Source organism: Chitinophaga sp. Cy-1792 (assembly GCF_011752935.1).
GTDB lineage: Bacteria > Bacteroidota > Bacteroidia > Chitinophagales > Chitinophagaceae > Chitinophaga.
This window is the reverse complement of the sequence record NZ_VWWO01000001.1, coordinates 3479472-3503066: the sequence shown is the minus strand read 5'-3', so window position 1 is coordinate 3503066 and position 23595 is coordinate 3479472. Positions and strand designations below refer to the sequence as shown.

The following is a 23595-nucleotide window of genomic DNA, read 5'->3' as shown; positions in this document are numbered from 1 at the left end:
ATAAAGTAGTGATAAAAGCATTGAACATACCCGGCACAAAGTGCAGGCAGCTCACCTGATGACGCGCAATCAACGCACGTAAACGTTCCGGTGCACCGATATCATCTTTATGGCACAACACCATACGTACACCCCAGCATAGCGGCAGGAATAATTCCCATACCGATACATCAAAGGTGAAGGTGGTCTTCTGCAGGATGATGTCTGCTGCACTGAATTGATAGTGCTGCCACATCCACTCCAATCTGTTTACCACGCCACGATGCTCCAGCATACAGCCTTTCGGCCGGCCAGTGGAGCCAGAAGTATAGATCACATAAGCCAGATCACGGGGTTGGCTGATGATAACAGGGGCTGTTATATCATAAGATGATTGTACTGATGCAAAGCGTAACAGTTCCGCTTCATCGATCAGTACTTTGCAGGCACTATCGGCTACAATGTAATCGATACGGTCCTGTGGAAAATCAGGATCAATGGGAACATAAGCCCCACCTGATTTCAGCACCGCCAGTAACGCGATGATCATCCGTTCGCTTCTTTCCAGTTGTACGCCTATTACATCATCTGCTTTAATATCGTACTGACTGCGCAGGTAATGCGCCAGCTGGCTGGAATGTTCATCCAGCTGCTGATAGGTAAAAACATTTTCTTCAAAAAGCAGTGCTATGGCGTCAGGTGCTTTGGCCACCTGTTCTGCAAACAGATGCACCAGCGTTTTATCTTCCGGATAAGGAGCTGCTGTGTTATTGAAACCATGCAACAATTGTGTTTTTTCTGCTGCACTTAAATAATCCAGTTGGTTCAGTGATCCATCGGGGCTTTCAACGATCGCATGCAGCAACTGTTCGAAGTGTTGCAGCAAGGCGTTAGCAGTTACAGCGGTGTAGATATCACTGTTGTAAATAATACTAAGCTGTAACTGCGTACCCGCTGTTACAAACTCAAAAGAGAGGTCAAACTTGCTGACAGGATCAATAGCTTCCTCATAAGGCTTTATTTGCAGCGTTCCGCTGCTTTGTGCGATGAGCGCATTAATATCTGTTTCCTGCAATACTACCATCACATCAAACAGCGGGCTGCGGCTCATGTCGCGTTTGAGCGGCAAGGCATCTACCAGCTCATCAAAAGGATAAGATTGATGTTCGTAGGCAGACATCGTTACCTGTCGTACCTGTTCCAGCAGTTGCAGATAACTATTGCTACCACTGAAGCGCGTTCTCAGCGCCAGTGTGTTTACATAGAATCCTATTTGTCCTTCCAGGTCGGCATGTTCCCTGCCGGCTACCGGGCTGCCGAGGATGATATCTTCCTGGCCACTGTAGCGGTAAAGCAAGGCATTCACGGCTGCCACTAATCCCATAAACAGTGTGCTGCCTGTGGACTGTAACAGTGACTGAAGACCAGTGAGTGCTAGCTGCTTTTGCACCAGGCCGCCGTGGTAAGTCTTTACCGCCGGACGGGGCTTATCTGCCGGCAGTTCCAGCACCGGTAGCTCGCCGCTGAACTGTTCCAGCCAGTAGGCCTGGGACAGGACGTCTGAGCCGGATTGCTGCCATACAGCGTAATCCTTGTACTGCAGCGGTAATACAGGTAGCGGACTGTTATCATGGTAGATATGCAACAGTTCTTTGATCAACACGCCCATCGACCAGCCATCACTGATGATGTGGTGCATCACATACACAAACACCCACTCTCCTGCTGAGACCTCCCCAACAGCGGCACGCAGCAAGGGCCCCGCACTCAGGTCAAAAGGTGTGTAACAAAATGTAGATATATCTGTGAGTGCTGCTATCTTAAAATCAATCGAAGTAAGGATATATTGCCGGACACCGGATTCCTCTTCCTTAAAGACGGTCCGTAGTATTTCATGTCTTGCGATCAGTGTATTAAAGGCCGCTTCCAGTCTGGCGATGTCCAAGGCGCCGGTCAAAGTATAGACTCCTGGCATATTGTAGGCCACACTTCCTTCTTCAAACTGGCTCAACACCCATAGACGGCGCTGGGAAGACGACAACGGATATGATGCCAGCTGCGGCGCCGCTGCGATCTGCGAAAAGATCGTCTTCCGCGACGCAGCGATCAATAACCCCTGTTGTTCCAGGATGCTGTTGGAGAATAGTTCCTTTAGCGGCAGCTTCACATCGAAAGTCTTATGGATCAGACTTCCCAGCCGGGTAGCTTTCAGGCTGTGGCCTCCCAGGTCAAAGAAATTATCTTTGACACCGATCGGCGTCCTGCCTAATACCTGTTCCCAGATCGCTATTAACTGCGCTTCTATGTTATTACGGGCAGGTATATACGTAGTTCCGCTATTTAATCCAAAGTCTTCCGGAGCGGGTAGCTGCCGGCGATCAATCTTACCGCTGGCATTCAACGGGAAGCTATCCAGCTGCACGAAGTAAGCCGGGATCATATAAGCAGGCAGGCTGCTTCCCAGCCACTGCCGCAGTTCTGCAAGTGCGATAGGTTTCTTACCAATAAAATACCCCACCAGGTTCAGCGTGCCTGTATGATCAGCTTTCGCTATCACCACCGCGGCATCAATATCAGGATGGCTATGCAGCACTGTTGCTATCTCGCCGAGTTCTATGCGATAGCCACGGATCTTCACCTGGTCATCTATACGACCGAGGTATTCAATATTACCATCCGGCAACCAGCGACCGATATCACCGGTACGATAGATACGCCGACCTTCTTCAAAAGGGTGCGCAACAAACTTCTCCGCAGTCAGTGCCGGTTTGTTCAGGTAGCCACGGGCAAGCCCGTCGCCGCCGATGCAGATCTCACCGGTTACGCCGATCGGCTGTACGGTGTTATCTGCGCCGAGTATATACAGTTGTGTATTCCAGATAGGGCGGCCAATCGGGATGCGCTGATCCCCCGGCCGGGTTGCATAGTATGTCACATCCACTGAGGCCTCCGTAGGGCCGTACAGGTTATGAACAGGTGTGGTCATGCGCTCATACCAGCTGCGCACCGTTTCTGCTGATAGTGCTTCACCGCTGGTAACTACCAATCGCAGACTACCCAGTGCAGTGGTGATATGTTCTTCTTCAAATAAAGTAGTGATAAAAGCATTGAACATACCCGGCACAAAGTGCAGGCAGCTCACCTGATGACGCTCAATCAACGCACGTAAACGTTCCGGTGCACCGATATCATCTTTATGGCACAACACCATACGCGCGCCCCAGCACAGCGGCAGGAACAATTCCCATACCGATACATCAAAGGTGAAGGTGGTCTTCTGTAAGATGATGTCTGCTGCACTAAACTGATAGTGCTGCCACATCCACTCCAATCTGTTTACCACGCCACGATGCTCCAGCATACAGCCTTTCGGCCGGCCAGTAGAACCAGAAGTATAGATCACATAAGCCAGATCACGGGGTTGGCTGATGATAACAGGGGCTGTTATCTCATAAGATGATTGTACTGATGTAAAACGTAACAGTTCCGCTTCATCGATCAGTACTTTGCAGGCACTATCGGCTACAATGTAATCGATACGGTCCTGTGGAAAATCAGGATCAATGGGAACATAAGCCCCGCCTGATTTCAGCACCGCCAGCAACGCGATGATCATCCGTTCGCTTCTTTCCAGTTGTACACCTATTACATCATCTGCTTTAATATCGTACTGACTGCGCAGGTAATGCGCCAGCTGGCTGGAATGCTCATCCAGCTGCTGATAGGTAAAAACATTTTCTTCAAAAAGCAGTGCTATGGCGTCAGGTGCTTTGGCCACCTGTTCTGCAAACAGATGCACCAGCGTTTTATCTTCCGGATATGCAGCCACTGTATGATTGAAATCATACAATACCTGTTGTCTCTCCCTCTCAGCAGCCACTTCTATTGCCGACAAACTCATATCCGCCGCCTCCATTACCTGTGTCACCACATACTTCCATGCCTGATAAAAACCGGCAATACGTGCCTGCGAAAAAAGTGACGAAGCATATTCTATCTCCAGGTAAAAACGATTACCCGGATCATTACCAAACGTGAAAGCCAGGTCAGTCTTGGCAAAAACATCCTCCCGCGCAATCATTCCTCCTGTTTGCAGATAGCTATCGAGCATCTCCAACTGAAAATCCGGGAAATGGCTATCGCCAGTACTAGTGTCCAACAAAGTCACCATCACATCAAACAGCGGGTTCCTTCCACTTTCACGTGGCACCTGTAAGTCGTCTATAATGCGGTCCAACGGGTAATCCTGGTGTGCCATGATCTGAAACCACTGCGCCGTTAACTGCTTTAAAAATTCCCGGAACGACTGCTTCCGGTCAAAATGCATTCGGAATGGAAGCGTATTCACATACAGGCCCACCTGTTGCTCCAGCCCCGGATGATGGCGCCCCGCCACCGGAACACCGATCGTAATATCATGCTGACCAGAAAATTTATGTAAGAGAATTCCAATAGTGGCATTAAAAAAGTTAAATGGCGTTACCTGCAACTGCTGACAAAATCGCTGCACGCTGGCATAAAAATCATTATCCAGGTAATATTTGCAAACCGCCCCTTCAAAAGATTGCACTTCCGGCCGGGGAAGTTCATAAGGCAACTCCAGCGGATCAGCGAAACCGGATAATTGCTGCTTCCAGAAATCCGCCGCAACCGCGCCTTTGTGGCCATTCACCTGCGCATCCTGCCATTGCACAAATTCCTTGTATTGTAACACCAATGGCATCACTTCCGGCTGCTTGCCCTGTGTAAGTGCCACGTAATCTGTAATCACTTCTTTCATCAGCAACGCTACCGACCATCCATCACTCACGATATGATGAATAGTAACTATCAGTGCGTATTCCTCCATCGCCACCAGGTATAACTTTACGCTTAACAACGGCCCCTGCTCCAGATCGAACTGTTGCCGGCAACGCGCCGCTGCCGCCGCTTTCAACACCGTCACAGGATCGGCCACCGAGGAAATATCCTCCTGCTCCAGCACGAAGCAGATATCTTCCAATATCCGCTGTTCTGGCACACCATCAGTATTTGTGAATACCGTTCGCAAACTTTCATGCCTGCGGATACACCGGCGGAAAGCCTCTTCCAGCAAACCAGGCACCATCGCCCCTTTCAGGTAAAACCGCGCCGTAATATTATATGCTTCCAGGCCGCCCTCAAACTGGCTAAGCACCCACAACCTGCGCTGGGCATGGGATACAGGATAACGATCCTGTGCCGGCACCGGCGCTAAAAAGGGAGCAGCATCCTGCACCTGCCTGAGCAGGGCCACCAGTGCTGGTTTCGCCATCCTCACCTGTTCCAGCAGTGCTCCGGGCAATGTATCTGTTTCTCCCACCAGTTTAAGCTGATCTCCATCCAGCCTTGGAACAACATTATGTTGTTTCAGTGCGGCAATGATTGCTGATGTATTCATATTGTGATTTCCTTCCCGGAAGTTTTTTCATTTTTTAACCAAAGCAAGTTTTCTATCGCGCCCACCAGCTGCTGCAAGCTGTTCTCCTGGAGCACCAGCGCAACATCCAGCTGGATGTGCAGCTCACGGCACAACACATTCATCATCTCCATCGCTCTTAAAGAATCAAGTCCCACGCTGGTCAGCTCCACCATTTCATCAGTTGCAGCCACGTGCTGACCCAACCTGTTGGCTACCAGGTCCAGTACATACCGCTTAATATTGTCCTTGTCGGGGTGCTGGAATACTGCTTCCAGCAGCAGCGGATCCCTTTCAATGGCAACAACCACTGGTGTTTCCCGGACCGATGCCAGCACATTGAAAAGTTGTTGCTGATAATACTCCCTGCATTTAAGACGTTGCAGCTTACCACTGGTAGTGCGTGGAATACCCAATGGGGTTGTGAGGACAATATCGTACAAAGTCAAACCCGTCATACCTGTAATAGTATTACGGATAGAAGCCAGCACCAGCGGCACATCCAGCGCACGGGCACTGCTTCTTTTTATTTCAGCCACTACGATCATCTCCTCTGATCCTTCTTCCCTACTGAAAAGTGCTACACCATTATTTTCTATAGCAACGGTATTCTCAGCGATGGCCTTTTCCAAATCATAAGGATAGATGTTACGTCCACGCACAATGAGCATTTCTTTAGCCCTTCCGCTGATATACAAGGTATCTTCGAAGAGGAAGCCCAGGTCACCTGTTCTCAGGTAAGACACACCATCTACCTGGTAAAAAATATCTGAGTTATCCTGGTTCCAGTATCCAGCTGTAACGCTTTTTCCGTGAATGCATATTTCTCCCTCCTGTAGCGTAGAGCAAGGCTGTCCACCCTCATCCATAATCTGCACATGCATGCCTTCAGGTATTCTGCCGGCGCCCACTACCGGACTGGCTGCTGTGTCCTGCTGTTCTGCCAGATGGATCCTGTCCTGTTCTTTTTTGATGAAGATGACCTGCCTCTCCGGTGCAGGTGGTACGCCAGCCACGAGTAACGTGGCTTCGGCAAGGCCATAACAAGGGTGAAAGGCTTCTGCGCGGAAATTCGCCGCGCTGAAATAGGTGGTGAAACGTTGCATGGTATCAAATCTTACTGGTTCCGAACCGTTAAAGGCGGATTTCCAGCAGGAAAGATCCAGCTGCTGCATTCTTTCCGGGGCTACCTTGCTCACGCATAGGTCAAAGGCAAAATTAGGGCCGCCGCTATGTGTGGCCTTATGCCTGGAAACCCCTTCTATCCAGCGTTCCGGCGATTGCATAAAATCAAAAGGCGACATCAGCACTGCGGTACACCCAGTATAGATCGTATGCAGAATATTGCCGATCAGTCCCATATCATGATGAAAAGGAAGCCATGAAAAAATAATAGAGGTAGTATCACAGCCAAAAGCCGCAGTGATCAGCTGTTGGTTATGCAGCAGGTTTTCATGAGAAACAATCACCCCCTTCGGTTGTCCTGTAGAACCGGAAGTATATTGTATGAAGGCAACCGGATGAATGACCTGCGCTGCAGGATTCCCCGGCGTACCTACTGGTGGCTCATATTCAGTGACGACCACATTAATTTGACTCGCAGCAAGAAAGCTTCCCATCTCTTTTTCCAGGTGACTGGAAATAGCCATGGTACAAAGCACCACCGCCGCATCCGCATCGGCCGCAATGGACTTCAGCCGGCTATACTGTCTGGATCCCTTACCATAAGACACCGGCACCGGGATCACACCCGCATACTGGCAGGCAAGGAAGGAAACAATAAAAGAAGCAATATCCTGGAATACAAGCAAAGCCCGCTTGCCATACAGCTGCCGTTCGGAAAGCTGCCTGGCAAGCGTTTCCACACTTGCATAAAGATCACAATAAGAAATTTGCCGGGTAATATCCAGCCCGTTGCGGGTAAATGAAAAGACAGTTTTGTCTGGACATGAACGGGCATGAAAGATCAAATGATCAATAATACTTTTCTTTGAAATATGCATAAGAAATGCGGATTTGCATTAGAAGGCCGGAATAAAAAGAATAGGAATACCAGATCGCCACCCGATATTCTTCAGGCAGCGAAAGCAGGATTCATCGTTTCAACAACTGAATGTGGACCAAAAGTTTTTGTTTGTCTTCCAGCTCTACCAACTCTCCCAAAACCATGACAACGCGCCTTACCGGATCACGGGGCGCCTTACTGGTTGAAAATAAAGAAGTAGGAAAGAAATACGCGTGTGTATACCAGCTACCATCCAGCTTTGAAATTCTTCATGGGCTTCCATGTCAGGAATTAAAGTGTGGCTAGGCTTGTGCTTTACTTAACACCAGTCGTTGTTTAGCTGAAAATTTTTCTGGATCGTTTCGGTGGTTAGTACATTAATTTGAGTTCGTCGTAGTGATGATTTGTTTTGATGAGTACATGAGTATTATTTTGAACAGACTTTAAATATTTTACTCACGACAAGGCATAGCTATCGCTACTGCAAATCACACACAATAATTTAAAAAGAGAAAAATGTTCAGGTTTACTGTTGGCAGCAATATGAAATTTAATATTGCTTATTGGTTAACTAATGATAATTGCCCACAAAGAAAATACACGCTTGGCTGATCGGATAACCAAATAACAATGGCTTGGACTAACTATCTCGCTAAAGGTAAATTAAAAAAATAAAATTGACAATAGTACAACTACGCAACTTTATTTCAGGTTTTAAAAAAACAGGTAAAACATGAAATCTCTATTGACAAAGACCCATGTGTTATCAAATTATAAACAACACAATACTTACCTGGTACTCCCCCACCTCAGTCATCTTTTTCCTGTATCATCTTCAATGATGTCAATCAAAACTGGACGGCTACAATAACCGCTATGGCAAAGGAAAGTAATGACTGTCGCAGCCTGCCGATTTTCATCTGTTGCTGCCGTTAAAACCCTATAAAATAATCACCAGGTATTTCATTAAACTACAAGGTAAAGTTCTTATTCTTTTACACAAATTCAGAAAATATTCAGATTCTAAAGAATACATTTCCTTAACACGAATTCAGAAAATCTACAGATTTCACAGACTACATTTCATCAACACAAATTCAGAAAATATTCAGATTCTAAAGACAACATTCCCTTAACACGAATTCAGAAAATCTACAGATTTCACAGGCTACATTTTTTTAACACAAATTCAGATTTTGTATTAATAGAATTATGGCCGCAGCAATATTTCTTAATTTGCTCAGGTTAGTAATCAATATAGTCCCCAAATAGCTGTAGCAATTCCATTAACACTGTAGGTTTATGCAGGGATAGCCAGTTTCCGTATGCGATTTTCAATATCTCTAACGGTCATCCCATGCGTGTACAGAGATAATACATTGTCTTCAATTTCTGCCATCACACGACTTCGCTTAGGCTTTGTGCAAACATTAGCATTCAATTTTTAGCTTAAGGTCATAACTCACACGACATATTTCAAATGGGCATTTGTACCGGACAGAACGTTCAATAAATTTCTGCCTTCGCAAATACCCGAATGTTGTGCGAAACCCATTGGCGACACCAAGATAATTCACTTTTGCAAAATGAATTCACAATTCAATTTCAAACAATAAAATCAAAAAAATATGCTAACAAATTCAACTTCAGAGCCAATTGTCAGAACGATGGACGATGGAAACGTGGCTTCAATTGTAAATTACAATGTTCCAGAACCAACTACTTATTTTGGCAACAAATACTTTGAGTTGAATCTCAAAGATAAAATGCAAAATGATGAAAGGTTCAAAGGGAAAGATTGGAGAGAAATTTTTACCGACTTCACTCAACTTCCATTTAAAGGGAAAAGTGAAGCAGTGGCTTTATTGAGTCAAATGAATTTTGACGATTTAGTCGGTGATGTGACACAAATACTCAATTATGGCTATAATCATTCTTCCAAACCAATTATTCCATCATCTGGTTCAATTTCGAACAGTAAAACAAGAGCGCGTGCTACAGTTGCCTTAGATCCTCGAATGCTCCCTTCATACAGTATTAATGAGCGCAGATATTTAATATCAAAACTCATTTATCTCCCAACAAATTTTGAAGGTCTTATTAAGATTAGAAACAATGCCGGAAATGAGTTATCACCTGGTTTTTCAAACAAGACTGAGTTTTCAAAAGTCCTTTCAAATCAAATTGTAAATCGCCTTATTGACTTTAAAAATGGTTTCATTCTTAAGCAGTACGAAAGACTATTTTCCATTGACAATTTCTCTCATATAGCACAGAGAATTCTAGAGGGTAATTTTTTATGCCTCTACCAAAAGTTCGCAGGTCATTTTGATTATAAATTTATCCCAATCCCTGAAGAGATCACACCGAAAATTGCTATAGTTGAGAAATATAAGCTTTCTAATTTTTTAGGCAATTACGGAGCAGGCAGGACAATAAAAACTTTTACCTTATTGCCGGGTGAGAAGACTAAGATCACTGTCAAAACGTATAAGAAAACCGAAATAGACAGTAAGCAATCAAGCAGCATTCTTGATTCATTTTCTTCTGAAAGTGCTAATGATTTTGAGAATACACTGAATAATGAAAGAAGTGATAAACATGCACATCAGGACAAACTGGATTGGCATGTAAATCTTAATGAAGACTTAGATTTTGGTTTTTCAGATACAAAACTGGATGCAGGTTTAAGCGGGGAAAGTTCGAACCAAAGAGAAAATATGACTAAACAAGTAAGTAATAGTGTTACAAAACACTCCGAAAAAGCTTCCTCAAAAAGAGATGTCAACATTGATACCAGCTATGAAAATAAAACAGAAACTGGCGAAGAAACTTCGATCGAGAGAGAAATTGAGAATATTAATGTAAGCAGGACACTGAATTTTGTATTTAGGCAAATGAATCAGGAGTTCTTAACGCTGTTTCATTTAATTGACGCAAAAATTTCGTACTCATCAGGGTTGCCCGGCGGATATGAGGAAATTGCTATTTCAAGTTTAGGGACGCCTGAAAATATTGGAGAATTTTTAAAAAGCAAACTTACCAATTCTAGTTTCGCCAGGGATATTTTGTCAGCTATAGTTAATCATTTATGCTTTGTTTCAGATTACAATGGAAACTTCCAATCATTTCTGACACGAGTTACCAAGACAATTGATAACCCGGTGATTCCTTCAGATAAACTCAAATTAGATTATATCGGAGCTGATAAAAAACTGTTCATTTCGCCAGATGAAATTGATTTAAATAATCCTCCACCTAATGTTTATGTAAGTCCCGATAAAAAACTTGTAAAAGTGGTCACAGGAATAATTGTTTCAGCACAAACAACTGTAATGCGAACAGAAGGAATTATGGTTGAAGCATTGTTGGGGCAAGGCGATGCACTCGATACTTACTCTCATGGATTACAAGATGAAAAAGTAAGAGAAAAGAAACTCAATAATGATAAAATTGAATTAGCAAACAATTTGATTAGTAATAATGAAACTGACAAAGGAAAGTTATTTGAGCAAGTTTATCCTTGTTGCCCAGATCTTGTTTGCGGATGTAATAATTCTAAAACAGAAACAAAATAATTTATTATGGACTTATTATCAGATGCAGCAGTGCTGAATGCTGAAAAAATAACTTCCGATGCCTCAACTGGTCAGGTAATCACTTTACCTGAAATTACTGTTGTTGCTGATGTGCCATTAAAAACGAAATATCCATCATTAGATGATGCTGCTTTTGGTGCATTGGCTCACATCATTGATAAATCCATTAAGGAAATGGTTGAATATGCCGGCTGGGTTTATAAAAATCCCAATGATTCCAATTTTTATTTTACTCCACCCAGGAAAGGAAAAGCCGATTATTCGTTTGCACCAAAATCCGATATACCTGTTACTGCCAATCTTTTAGCAATTGGCAGCTACGGTTGTTATCATACGCACGGAGGGAGACCAAAGGGAGTAGTAGTTCAAACTGATGAAGAATTTTCAATCGGAAATATATTTACTGGTGAAGGTGGTGACAAGGCGAAAGCGACTTATGGAAAATATTTCTGCTATTTAGGAACTCCTCAGGGACAAATAAAAAAATATACTCCTATTGACTTATTACCTGCTACACAACAAAGTCAAAATCCAACTGGCCTGGTTGAGACAATTGGTAATTTCTAAAAGAAATTTTGGGTGATTCGCACAACATTGCATTGGCGAATATAGCATGTAATGTGACTTTGAGAGGGATTGACTTCCTGCAAAAACAAAAAAGGCTCACTTTCGTGAGCCTTTTCAACAAGCGACTGGTAGTCTTGGTGCCCAGAACAGGAATCGAACCTGCACTCCGTTGCCGAAACAAGATTTTGAGTCTAGCGCGTCTACCAATTCCGCCATCTGGGCAATTGTTTTTCGCTTGTTTTGTAAGAACCTTTCCGCCGAAGCGGGATGCAAAAGTAGGTAAATAAATTTAATAAACAACAAATATTTAAAAAATATTTCTGTAAAGCGTTTTTTATCTCCTGTTATGCTTCAGAAAATTTCCGTAATTTAAAGAATGGAAACGACTGTAAACATAGGACTGATAAGGGAAGAGAAGCAACCGCACGACAACCGCGCCGCCTTCACCCCAAAGCAATGCCAGTGGATCATGCACCACTTTCCACAGGTAAAAATATTCGCGCAGCCAGCCACATACCGCTGCTTTAAAGACGCAGAATATCATAAAGCCGGCGTAACTATCACCGAAGATCTCACCCACTGCCAGTTCCTGCTGGGCATCAAAGAAGTACCCCCCGCCTTCCTCATCCCCAATAAAACCTACCTGTTCTTCAGCCATACCAAAAAGAAACAACCACATAACCAACACATGCTCCAGGCCATCCTGGAAAAAAATATTACACTCATCGACTACGAATGCCTCGTCCATCCCGACGGACAACGTATCCTAGGCTTCGGATTCTTCGCCGGCGTGGTAGGCGCACACAACGGACTCATGGCATACGGACATAAAACAAAATCGTTTCAGCTGAAACCCGTCCACGAATGCCACGATTTCCAGGAACTCATCTCCCACTACTTCGGCGTTAAACTACCTCCCCTCAAAATCGTTATCACCGGCTCCGGACGCGTAGCCGCAGGCACACTCGAAATCATGGGCCTCCTCGGTATCAAATACCTCCCGCCGGAAGAATACCTCATCAATACCTATAACTATCCCGTATATACGCAACTGAAAGCAGGGGAGCTATACCTCCGCAAAGATGACAGAACCTACAGCCGCGCCGACTTCCACGCACATCCCGATCAATACGACTGCCGGTTCCTGCCTTATGTAACTGTCAGCGATATTCTCATGAATGGTATCTACTGGGACCACAACATCCCACCACTATTCCAGCTGAAAGACATTCAGAAAGAAAATTTCCGCATACAGGTCATCGCTGATATCACCGACGATACACACGGCTCCGTCCCCATCAATCTTGGCGACAGCACCATCGATGATCCCGTGTATGGCGTTGATAAACAAACTTTTCAGCAAACCGCCCCCTATCTGCCCGACACCATCGACATGATGTGCGTCAGCAACCTGCCCAACGAACTACCCCGCGACGCCTCACAATACTTCGGCGACCAACTCATGAAATATGTTTTTGAAGAAATGCTGAAAGAAGAAAGTACCATGATAGAAAACGCAACCATTACCGCCAATGGCCGGCTCACACCACATTTCAGCTACCTGCAGGATTATGCAGACGGAAAAGAATAAACTATAACTTGAAATAATAATCTTTTAAAAGATCAATAAACGGTAACGTATATACGTTCTGCTCATCATAAATTACCAGGTCTTCCGGCAACACCGCTCCGGGTGTCCATTCAAAGATACCTACCGCCCTGAACCAGGCCGTATGCCTGGCACTCTGCCGTACACGCAACACACGACGCAGATGAAAACCCGCACGCTCTGCCAGCAGCTTAAACTGCTCAAACTCTACATATGGCAGCAATACAGAAAATGCACCCGCCCTGCTTAAATGCGCCGCTATCACCTCCAGCAATGCCGCATAACTCAGGTTGGTGGCATGCATCGCCTGATCCTTTTTGGCATCGCCACTCTTCAAGGCCGACTCATAAAACGGCGGATTCGTAATGATAAAATCAAACTGGTCCTCCGCCGGCAACGTACGGATATCCGCCTCCTTCAAATGCAAACGCTCCGCCCAGGGAGAGGATGCAAAATTCTCCCGCGACTGCAAAGCCGCACCAGGATCAAGTTCTACAGCCGTAATATCCGCAGCATGCTGCTGCGCTACCATCAGACTCAATAACCCCGTCCCCGCGCCAATGTCCAATACTCGTTTCACGGCATGACCATGCAAAGCCAGGTGCTGCGCCGTGAAAGCTCCCTGTATACAGGCGTCTGTACAGACTTTCATGGCGCAGTGCTCCTGGTGTATAATAAATTGCTTAAACTTAAAATATGTATTAGACATGCCCTATTTTGCCCGCAAAGATACGGAGAGATTAGGCATACGCATATTCCTGTGTGGAGAAACTGCCTTCGCATCACGGATAGTCAGGTGCTGTACCGCCGCACTGCCTTCCACCGGAATATCCAGCTCCTGTTCATACATCACCTGTGGCACGTCTGTATTGATCGCCCATTGCAACTGCTTCGCAAAACGGGTATATAAGCGCACTACAATCTGGTTCACGCCCTGCTTCAATGGCAGCAATAATACTTCCGACTCCGTAGCGCCCCTTTCCGGATTGTTATGAATGAGCTGCTGCGCTCCATTGACAAAAACCTGGATACCATCGCCGCTGCTAAAACCTACGAGATAATTACCGGCCTTCTTAGCGGTCACCTCCTGCAATACATAATATACGGTACTGCGGCCACCATCAAATGTTTGCACCCGGTCATCCTGCCATTCCGGATGTAAAACCCAGGAGCTGTCTGCCGCCCAATGTTTTGAAACATCCACCTGGTGCAGGTCTGCATGCACACCACCTATACCACCCCAATAAGGACCTACACTGTAGATTTTACCCCAGCTCAGATCCGCTGCACTCACTGGCAGCTTCACTTCCTTTCCCTGCAACGGCACATTGGTGACCACGCCATTCAGGTTAAGCGCCAGCTCCCTGCCCTGCTCTGCTGCACTATAGCGTAAGGTCATCCTTTGCGGTTTCGCTGTAGTGAAAGCCCAGGTTTTGCCTACTTCACTACGGTAATAGCTCTCATAGTCGACACCTGAAAAACTATACAGATAAGCGCCATTATTACGGTCCAGCATCTTCGGTTGTTTCAGCAAATGTAAAGGCAGGATGTCTGCATCACCCGCATACTCCACCACAATCACTGGTATTTCCCTGGAAGATACCAGCCCTGTAGGTACTGTCAGGACAACGTTTCCGCCTTTATTCATGGCGGCTTCATTTAAGGTTTTGTGATCGCCCAGTGTATACACACCCGTTATTTTATTTTTTAGTCCGGGTAAGATGATCGTGCTCTGGTCTGGCATCTGCAGTACATGGAGATATAGTTTGCCTGGTCTGGCAGTCACTTCTCCCCACGCAAAAGTAGTATCGAAGGGATTCGGAGCAGCACCGTAAATAGCCTCCCCATTGCGTTTCAGCCATTCGCCGTTACGTAGTAACACCTCTTTTTCAAAATCCACGACAGAACCATCACCGCGCGGGCCAATATTTAACAGGTAGTTACCACCTCTGCTCACTACTTTGATCAGTCCGCGTAATTTTTCATCTGCTTTGGCAGCGGCTTCGCCATGTTGCTGCCAGGAACGGTAGCCCCAGGTTTCATCATATACTGATGCCGGTGTTTGCCATGGGGATGCAATCTGATAATCAGGATAGGCATTATCTCCCATCACACAAAAATCTCCGGCATCATTACCCAAACGTCCACTCACCATACATCCCGGTTGCAGCTGATGTACCAGGTCTGCCAGTTCCCTGCTCTGTTGCGCTGTCAGTGATCCCATATCGAACCATATCTCTGACACCGGCCCGTAATTGGTCATCAGCTCCCTTACCTGGCGCAGGTTGAACTGATGATGCTCCGGCGTAATAGGATCACTGTTGCTACTGGATATCGGATAGGCTTGCGGATAATGCCAGTCTATCAGCGAAAAGTACATACCAAATTTCAACCCGTGACGCTTACAGGCATCTGCCAGTTCTTTCAGTACGTCGCGCTTAAATGGCGTAGCATCTACCACATTATAATCGGTATAGGCTGAATGGAACATACAAAATCCGTCGTGGTGCTTACTCGTCATCACTACGGATTTCATACCGGCGGCTTTTGCCAGCAGTACAACGGAGTCGGCGTTCCAGTAAGCCGGATTAAACCGTTTTGCTACATCACCATAAACATCGCTGTAGATGCCTGCGTGGGATTGTATCTGCTCACTATAGCCTCTGGTAACGGGTTTTCCCTCCCATACACCACCTAACGTACTGTAGATAGCTCCCCAGTGAATAAACATGGAATACTTCTGATCTTTCCACTCGGATAGAGCTGTTTGCTGCGCCTTTGCACCAGCCGAAGCCAGTAACATCATGGCCAGAAAAAGTTTTTTCATATGTTCCTTTTGTTGGCTTAATGCAAACAATATAATGCTAAATCGTTAAACTAAAGGCATTTACTGGATCAGTGGCAGAATGAAGGACGACATGTAAGCGAAGCGCTTGCAGCAGCACCAAAGGCTGGAATAAACGGCGGGATTTAACAGGCGATAGCGCAGCGCGCCTCTACTAAGCAGAGGGAACTACCCAGCCGATACCTTCGGTATCGGCTGCAAATCCAACAGAGACAAGGGAATTGTTGATGACAATCCCATATAGGCAAAAAAAGAAGTGCCCGTGGCACTTCTTTATAAAAAACATAAAAAAATATCAGTTAAAACGCTGCCCTCGCAGTAGGCACCGCATCCAGCCCTACAAAATCACCTTCCAGGTACTTGTAATAGGCAGTGATGGCAATCATCCCGGCATTATCCGTACAATATTCGAACTTAGGAATAAATGTACGCCAGCCATGTTTTTTACCATATTGTTCCAACGCAGCTCTGAGTCCGCTGTTGGCACTAACACCACCGGCAATGGCAATATCTTTCACGCCGGTTTCTGCTGCGGCCTTCACCACTTTATTCAGCAATATACTGATGATACGCTGCTGGATGGAAGCACAGATATCAGGCAGGTTCTGCTCAATAAACTGCGGATCGCGCTGCTGGTTCTCCTGCAGAAAATATAATATCGCCGTTTTTAATCCGCTGAAGCTGAAATTCAGCTCAGGGATACGCGGCTCCGGAAATTTAAAACGGTCAGGGTTGCCCTCTTTGGCATATTTATCGATCAGCGGGCCACCAGGATAAGGCAGACCAAGCAATTTGGCGCTTTTATCAAAAGCCTCTCCGGCTGCATCATCCAGCGTTTCACCGATCACACGCATCCTCAGCGGACTTTCACACAACACGATCTGTGTATGTCCACCGGATACTGTTAAGCAAAGAAATGGGAAATCAGGTTTGGGATCATCAATGAAATTGGCCAGTACATGCGCCTGCATATGGTGCACGCCTATCAGCGGTATATTCAGGGCCATCGCCATGGATTTGGCAAAACAACTGCCCACCAGCAGGGAACCTATCAGTCCGGGCGACTGTGTAAACGCAATCGCGCTCAGCTCTTCCTTCTTTACGCCGGCTTTCTGAAGGGCGATATCCACCACAGGAACAATGTTTTCCTGGTGTGCACGGGATGCCAGTTCCGGCACCACTCCACCATATTCTTCATGTACCCGCTGGCCTGCTATCTGGTTGGATAAGATCTTTCCATCTACCAATACTGCTGCTCCTGTATCATCGCAAGATGATTCTATCGCTAATATTTTCACTGACATAAGGCGCAAATTTACGAATTAATTGCTTCTTATCGCTACCACCGGGTCCAGCTTGCTGGCAAAATACGCCGGAATGAAGCCCGCAATCACACCAACACCGATAGATACACTTAATCCGAAAATGATATTACCCATCGACATATATAAATGGAATGTAGAAGCGGCCGAAATAAGCACGGCTATCAGAAATACCAGTAAAAGCCCCAACAGTCCACCTATCAGGCACAATACGATAGATTCTATCAGGAATTCCATCATGATGGTGCTTCTGCGCGCACCAATAGCCTTTTTCAAACCAATAATACCGGTGCGTTCCTTCACTGTCACAAACATGATATTTGCGATACCAAAACCACCTACCAATAAGGCAAATCCGGCAATCAACAACCCGCAGGCATTGATCATGGTAAACATCGAATTCAGACTTTCATTGGCAGAGCTGATCTCGTTCATGGCAAAATCATCTTCCACAGTAGGTTTTAGCCGGTGAGATGCCCGCATTACGCCCCTGATCTCATCTTTCAGCTGATCAAGAGAGATGCCTGACTTCGCTTTAACAAGAATATAGGGATCACCATTGCGGCGCTCATCTACCAACGTTCTGCCAAATTTATAAGGTACAATGATGGCATTATCAAAACTAGGCCCGCCGATCATACTCTCCCCTTTCCGCTTCAATACCCCGATCACCTTCACATCCCGGCCCATAATCTTCACCGTTTTGCCCAGCGTAGCAGCTGCACTGCCAAATAACCCATTCCAGAGCGTATACCCCAGGATGGCCACATTTGTACCGCTGTTACTCTCCGCATTGGCAAAATAACGGCCGTCTATAATATTCAACGCCTGGATCTGGTTATAATCATTGCTGACCGCCATCATAGTAGCGCCGTCCATATAATCATCCCCAAACTCCACCCGCTTGCTGCCAACATCAAAGTTGAATGAAACGAAACTCGCCCCATGTACCTTATCCTGCAACAGTTTCAGCTCCTTGTACTCCGGCACCGGACGGTTCATGTATTTCCACCAGGGATATTCCCCGTTTCCACCCCATGGCCATTTCTGTACATATATAACATCTTCGCCCAAATCGGCAAGGTCCGCACGGACATTGCGCTCCAGACTACTGGTAAGCGTAAATACAGATATAATACAAAAAATACCTATCGTAATGCCCAACAGCGAAAGAAACGTACGCAACTTATTGACACGCAGTTCCAGCAACGCCATTTTTAAACTATTCCATAATATTTTCAGGGTCGCGATCATATTTCAAATTTAATGGATTTATTTACAGTATGAACTCCGGTAAACACGGAATTTAGCCACATAAAAAAATTAGTTACCTTTGCAGCCATTTTTCGGACAAATTATATGAAGTACGCTAACGAGATCAATAAAAGAAAATCCTTTGCTATCATCGCTCACCCGGATGCCGGTAAAACGACCCTGACAGAGAAATTCCTCCTCTTCGGTGGTGCTATCCAGACAGCGGGAGCGGTAAAATCGAATAAAATCAAGAAACATACTACCTCCGACTTTATGGAGATAGAAAGGCAAAGAGGTATCTCCGTGGCCACTTCCGTGATGACATTCGAATACCACGATATACTCGTCAACCTCCTGGATACCCCTGGTCACAAGGACTTTGCGGAAGATACCTACCGTACCCTCACCGCAGTAGACAGCGTTGTGCTGGTAATCGACTGCGTAAAAGGGGTAGAAACCCAGACAGAAGCCCTGATGGAAGTTTGTCGCATGCGCGATACTCCCGTGATCATCTTCGTCAACAAAATGGACCGCGATGGTAAAAACCCCTTCGACCTCCTCGATGAACTCGAAGAAAAACTGAATATCAGAGTACGCCCGCTCAGCTGGCCGATCAATATGGGTAAAGATTTTAAAGGCGTTTACAATCTCTATGATAAAAGCCTGGTAAACTTCCTCCCGAATAAAAAAGCTACCGACGAAGACGTTGTTCCTCTCGCCGACCTGAGCTCCAGCTACATAGACGAGCATTTCAACGCCAAAGACGCCGCACAGCTCCGCAACGACGTAGAACTGATCGAAGGCGTTTATGATACCTTCGATACGGAAGCCTACCTCCAGGGTAAACTGGCACCGGTATTCTTCGGTAGTGCCGTAAACAACTTCGGCGTGAAAGACCTCCTGGATACCTTCGTAGAAATCGCACCTACTCCCCGCAACCGCCAGAGCAGCACCCGCGAAATCGATGTACACGAAGATAAATTCAGTGGCTTCATCTTTAAGATCCACGCCAACCTGGACCCACGCCACCGCGATCGTATCGCCTTCCTGCGCGTGTGTTCCGGCAAATTCGAAAGAAATAAATTCTATAAACACGTGCGCCTCGACAAAGACGTACGCTTCAGCAACCCCTACTCCTTCCTCGCCCGCGAAAAAAATATCGTAGACGATGCCTACCCTGGCGACGTAGTAGGTTTGTTCGATACCGGTAACTTCAAAATCGGTGATACCCTCACCGAAGGCGAAAAATTCTATATGACCGGTATCCCTAGCTTCTCTCCTGAACTGTTTAAGGAACTGGTGAATAAAGACCCAATGAAAACCAAACAGCTGGAAAAAGGTATCCGCCAGCTGACAGATGAAGGGGTGGCACAGCTCTTCACCCAACACGGCGGTAACCGCAAAATCATCGGTTGCGTGGGCGACCTCCAGTTCGAAGTTATCCAGTACCGCCTCCTCCAGGAATATGGCGCTGCATGTCAGTTCAATACACTGCCTTTCTATAAAGCCTGCTGGATCACCGGTCCTAAAGATAAAATCGAAGATTTCATCCGCTTCAAATCTTCCAATATCGTGGAAGATAAAGATGGACACCTGGTTTACCTGGCACAATCCGAATGGTACCTCAACACCGAAAGAACCAATAACCCGGATATCCAGTTCAACTTCACTTCAGAAATACACAAGTAATTATTTCATACCAACAAAAAAGCCCTTCGCTAAGCGAAGGGCTTTTTTGTTGGTATAATTCAACTTATTCTTTGTAAGTCCCTGATCTGATTTACCAATGTCTGATCTGCAACATTGGGATATTAAATAAAATGGTACAGGAATACAACACTACCGGTATATGCCGGTTTCGTTTCACCTTTGATCATCAATGTGGCTTCGATTATAACTTTGGTAACTCCTCTTAAGTTGGTGATGGTATTGAGTTTAGCTTTCAGCTGTACTTCACTGTCTACCAAAACCGGCTGACCAAATTTAAAACTCTCTATACCGTAGTTGATCTCCATTTTAATATTGCGTACATCTACAATCTGTTTCCACAGATATGGGATCAATGCTAATGTCAGATAACCGTGCGCGATGGTTGCTTTGAATGGACCTTCACTTTTGGCTCTTTCTACGTCGGTATGGATCCATTGGTGATCCAGTGTTGCGTCCGCAAACTTATTAATCTGTTCCTGGTCAATTGTATGCCAATCGGAAACACCTAATTCTTTCCCCAGATACGTGCTATATTCTTCGAAAGAATTAATTATCACCATTTGTCGATTTGCGATTGTGTCCATGTTGGCAATTTTTTTTGTTGTAAAAGTTAAAATATTGTAGGTTCTGTGTCTAATATTGAACAGGCGTGAAAGTATTCAAAAAATACTTAAAATAAGCGTTTTACCAAATTTAAAACTATTGTGCCATTGCTCCGGCTATCGCCCCTCAGGGGAGACGAAAAAACGGAAAGCTCAAAGTTTCCATGACGCTTCTATAGTACAAATCATTTACTATACTTAAAAATATATTCCTCCACAGTCCCGTCTCTCGTTCCCTGCACCCTTGCTTCCAGCATCTTCTCCGAAGAAAACCGGTAAGTAACTTTCTGTGGAAAATCATTCTTCAGGTCTTCCGCCACAAAACCAATAGCCTTGAGCACGCGCACACGTAATCTTATAGGTGCAAACGTTTCATGACCGGTATACGAAGGAATGAAATAGACGTCGGCGCCACGTCGTACCAGCTCTACGGATTGCTGCAAGGCGGTGTCGCCCGCCGCTACCCGCCAGGTTTTTCCTGTCCAGGTAGAATCGTTGCGCTTCACCCATGCTTCCATGACGGCGCCGTGTTTGGTGCGCATGGTCCAGGTACCTTCCAGTTTGTTCAGGTAACCGAAATCGCCGGCATTTGCCTGGGCCGATGCCTGAAGGCAGCAGCCCAGTATAATCAGGAGCAGACTACTGCTCCACAACAGCTTCTTCACCATATATCTGATGTTTGTATTTCAGTGAAGGTGACGCAAGGAACGGCCCCAGGTTGAGTTCATTCCATTTCGCATCTACTTTTTGAATGGTAGCATCATCTGCCACAATGATATTGGGCCAGTCGCGCTCAAAACCATCCAGCACCTTGTTTTTCAGGGTACCGTCCATTCCTATGCCGCCAATATATTTGCCTGGCTGCGCAGCTGGCTTGTTGATGATGAAGCTGTCGCGCTTAGGGTCCAGGTTATTGCAGAAACGCCATAATGCAGAAGGCAGGTCCATTACATCCACGGTATGTTCTACAAACAATACCATTTTGATACCTGCAAACGCAGGCAGGGTATATAATTGCTCGGTAAGCTCACGCACATGGAAAGGACGTGTTTTCTCAATACCTACGACAATGCAGGAAATATCCAGTGCCAGCAGTTTGGTATTGATCGCTTTTATTTCCGGGAACTGGTGCATGATGGCCGTAGTATCCAGGGATGCAGGCGCCGGTACCTGCAGGTAGGTATCGTCTGTTTCTTCTTCATATTTACGGGTACCATCGATACACATCTTACCACCGAAGCCCATTTTGGAGCAGGAGTGGTCCAGCACGTCCATCGGGCCCTGGCTCAGGTAAATATCGGTAGCCGGGTTCAGGTTACGGAAGATATACTGGGTGAGTTTCAGGTAGTCAGTGATTTTTTCGCCTTCATCTGCCACCACCAGGATCTTGTTAAACATCATCTGACCTGCGCCCCACATGGCATTCATCACCTTTTGTGCCTGTCCTGCGTAATCTTTTTTGATTTGTGAGATGACCAGGTTATGGAAAACACCTTCTACCGGCATTTCCATGTCGATGATCTCCGGCACCAGGGTCATTTTGATCGGCGCCAGGAAGATACGTTCCGTAGCCTTGCCTATCCAGGCATCTTCCTGAGGTGGAATACCTACGATGGTAGAAGGATACACGGCATCTTTACGATGAGTAATGGCGGTGACATGGAATTTCGGGTACCAGTCGGCCAGGGAATAGTAGCCGGTATGGTCACCGAAAGGCCCTTCCCAGATGAGATCTTCATTCGGGTCTACATATCCTTCGATCACAAAATCTGCATCGGCAGGTACTTCTATTTCAGGTTGAGAAATACATTTTACCAGTTCCACCTTCTTTTTACGAAGGAATCCTGCCAGCATGTATTCGTCCACATTTTCCGGGAGCGGAGCGGTGGCGGAATAGGTGTAGGCCGGGTCGCCGCCAAGGATAACGGCAACGGGCATACGTTTATTCAGTTTTTTATATTCCATGAAATGTTTGGCAGAAACTTTATGTTTATGCCAGTGCATTCCGGTCATATCTTTTTCGAAGATCTGCATACGGTACATGCCTACGTTGCGGCTACCGGTCAGCGGGTCTTTGGTGTGAATAACGGGCAGCGTAATGAAAGGGCCACCATCTTTAGGCCAGCATTTCAGTACGGGGAGCTTGCCCAGGTCAGGGTTGGTCATCACCACTTCCTGGCAGGCGCCCTTGCCACTCACTACTTTAGGCATCCAGGAGGCAAACTGCCCCAGCTTAGGTAATAAAGAGAGTTTATCAAGAATACTTTCCTTGGGTTTGGAAAGCATTTTAAACAGTGCTTCAATTTCATTGGCTACATCGTCCAGCTCCTGCACGCCCAGTGCCATGCACATGCGCTTATAGCTACCCATGGAGTTGATCAGTACCGGAAAGTCATAGCCGGTATTCTCAAATAACAGGGCTTTGCCTCCATCGGGAGATTTACTGATCCTGTCCGTAATTTCTGCTATTTCCAGCTCCGGGTTGACATAAGTCTTAATTCTTACTAATTCTCCTGCCTGTTCCAGCGTATCTATAAAATGTCTTAGATTTTTATAAGCCATAGTCCGATTAAATAGTATTCAGGCTGCTGAATAGCAGCAACCAGTGTACAAAAGTAACTATTGCCGGCAGGAATAAAAAATGCCTTCCGGTAATTATCGGAAGG

Annotated in this window: 13 protein-coding genes and 1 tRNA gene; 4 read left to right on the top strand and 10 right to left on the bottom strand. The window is 45.9% G+C overall.

The genetic code is table 11. The features are described from left to right. A partial coding sequence (locus F3J22_RS14275) for a non-ribosomal peptide synthetase (protein WP_167018247.1) occupies positions 1-5398 on the bottom strand: 5398 nt, incomplete at its 3' end. Then, positions 5395-7419, bottom strand: a complete 2025-nt coding sequence (locus F3J22_RS14270) for an AMP-binding protein (protein ID WP_167018245.1) — start codon at positions 7417-7419, stop codon at positions 5395-5397. The genes F3J22_RS14270 and F3J22_RS14275, both read right to left, overlap by 4 nt. A 1630-nt stretch (positions 7420-9049) precedes the next feature. Between F3J22_RS14270 and F3J22_RS14265 the strand changes: the two genes are divergently transcribed. Both F3J22_RS14265 and F3J22_RS14260 read left to right on the top strand, forming a co-directional pair. Beyond that, positions 9050-10999, top strand: coding sequence for a hypothetical protein (locus tag F3J22_RS14265; RefSeq protein ID WP_167018243.1), 1950 nt, complete (start codon positions 9050-9052; stop codon positions 10997-10999). A 6-nt stretch (positions 11000-11005) separates the two neighbouring features. Next, the gene (locus F3J22_RS14260; RefSeq protein ID WP_167018241.1) at positions 11006-11587 is read left to right on the top strand and encodes a DUF4329 domain-containing protein; all 582 of its coding nucleotides are present in this window, start codon (positions 11006-11008) and stop codon (positions 11585-11587) included. Between the two features lie 135 nt (positions 11588-11722). Here F3J22_RS14260 and F3J22_RS14255 read toward each other — a convergent pair. Further along, positions 11723-11809, bottom strand: a tRNA-Leu gene (locus F3J22_RS14255). A 154-nt stretch (positions 11810-11963) separates the two neighbouring features. Here F3J22_RS14255 and F3J22_RS14250 point away from each other — a divergent pair. After that, positions 11964-13178, top strand: a complete 1215-nt coding sequence (locus F3J22_RS14250; protein WP_167018239.1) for an NAD(P)-dependent oxidoreductase — start codon at positions 11964-11966, stop codon at positions 13176-13178. Between the two features lies 1 nt (position 13179). On the opposite strand, the gene F3J22_RS14245 is transcribed toward F3J22_RS14250, so the two are convergent. The 4 genes from F3J22_RS14245 to F3J22_RS14230 form a co-directional block, all read right to left on the bottom strand. Continuing rightward, the gene (locus tag F3J22_RS14245) at positions 13180-13905 is read right to left on the bottom strand and encodes a tRNA1(Val) (adenine(37)-N6)-methyltransferase (protein WP_255492062.1); all 726 of its coding nucleotides are present in this window, start codon (positions 13903-13905) and stop codon (positions 13180-13182) included. 3 nt (positions 13906-13908) lie between these two features. Beyond that, positions 13909-16023, bottom strand: a complete 2115-nt coding sequence (locus F3J22_RS14240) for an alpha-L-fucosidase (RefSeq protein ID WP_167018235.1) — start codon at positions 16021-16023, stop codon at positions 13909-13911. 317 nt (positions 16024-16340) lie between these two features. Then, the gene (gene tsaD / locus F3J22_RS14235; protein ID WP_205195208.1) at positions 16341-17345 is read right to left on the bottom strand and encodes a tRNA (adenosine(37)-N6)-threonylcarbamoyltransferase complex transferase subunit TsaD; all 1005 of its coding nucleotides are present in this window, start codon (positions 17343-17345) and stop codon (positions 16341-16343) included. 18 nt (positions 17346-17363) lie between these two features. Next, positions 17364-18617, bottom strand: coding sequence for an ABC transporter permease (locus tag F3J22_RS14230; RefSeq protein ID WP_167018233.1), 1254 nt, complete (start codon positions 18615-18617; stop codon positions 17364-17366). Positions 18618-18722: 105 nt separating this feature from the next. Here F3J22_RS14230 and F3J22_RS14225 point away from each other — a divergent pair, with 105 nt between their 5' ends. Then, positions 18723-20306, top strand: coding sequence for a peptide chain release factor 3 (locus F3J22_RS14225; protein ID WP_167018231.1), 1584 nt, complete (start codon positions 18723-18725; stop codon positions 20304-20306). Positions 20307-20428: 122 nt separating this feature from the next. On the opposite strand, the gene F3J22_RS14220 is transcribed toward F3J22_RS14225, so the two are convergent. The 3 genes from F3J22_RS14220 to F3J22_RS14210 form a co-directional block, all read right to left on the bottom strand. After that, positions 20429-20911 carry a MaoC family dehydratase gene (locus F3J22_RS14220; RefSeq protein ID WP_240155056.1) on the bottom strand — a complete coding sequence of 161 codons (483 nt, stop codon included), beginning with the start codon at positions 20909-20911 and terminating at the stop codon, positions 20429-20431. 203 nt (positions 20912-21114) lie between these two features. After that, positions 21115-21597, bottom strand: a complete 483-nt coding sequence (locus F3J22_RS14215) for a DUF6265 family protein (protein ID WP_167018229.1) — start codon at positions 21595-21597, stop codon at positions 21115-21117. Further along, positions 21569-23491, bottom strand: a complete 1923-nt coding sequence (locus F3J22_RS14210; protein WP_167018227.1) for a menaquinone biosynthesis decarboxylase — start codon at positions 23489-23491, stop codon at positions 21569-21571. Before F3J22_RS14210 ends, F3J22_RS14215 begins: the two co-directional genes overlap by 29 nt. Positions 23492-23595: the final 104 nt, after the last annotated feature.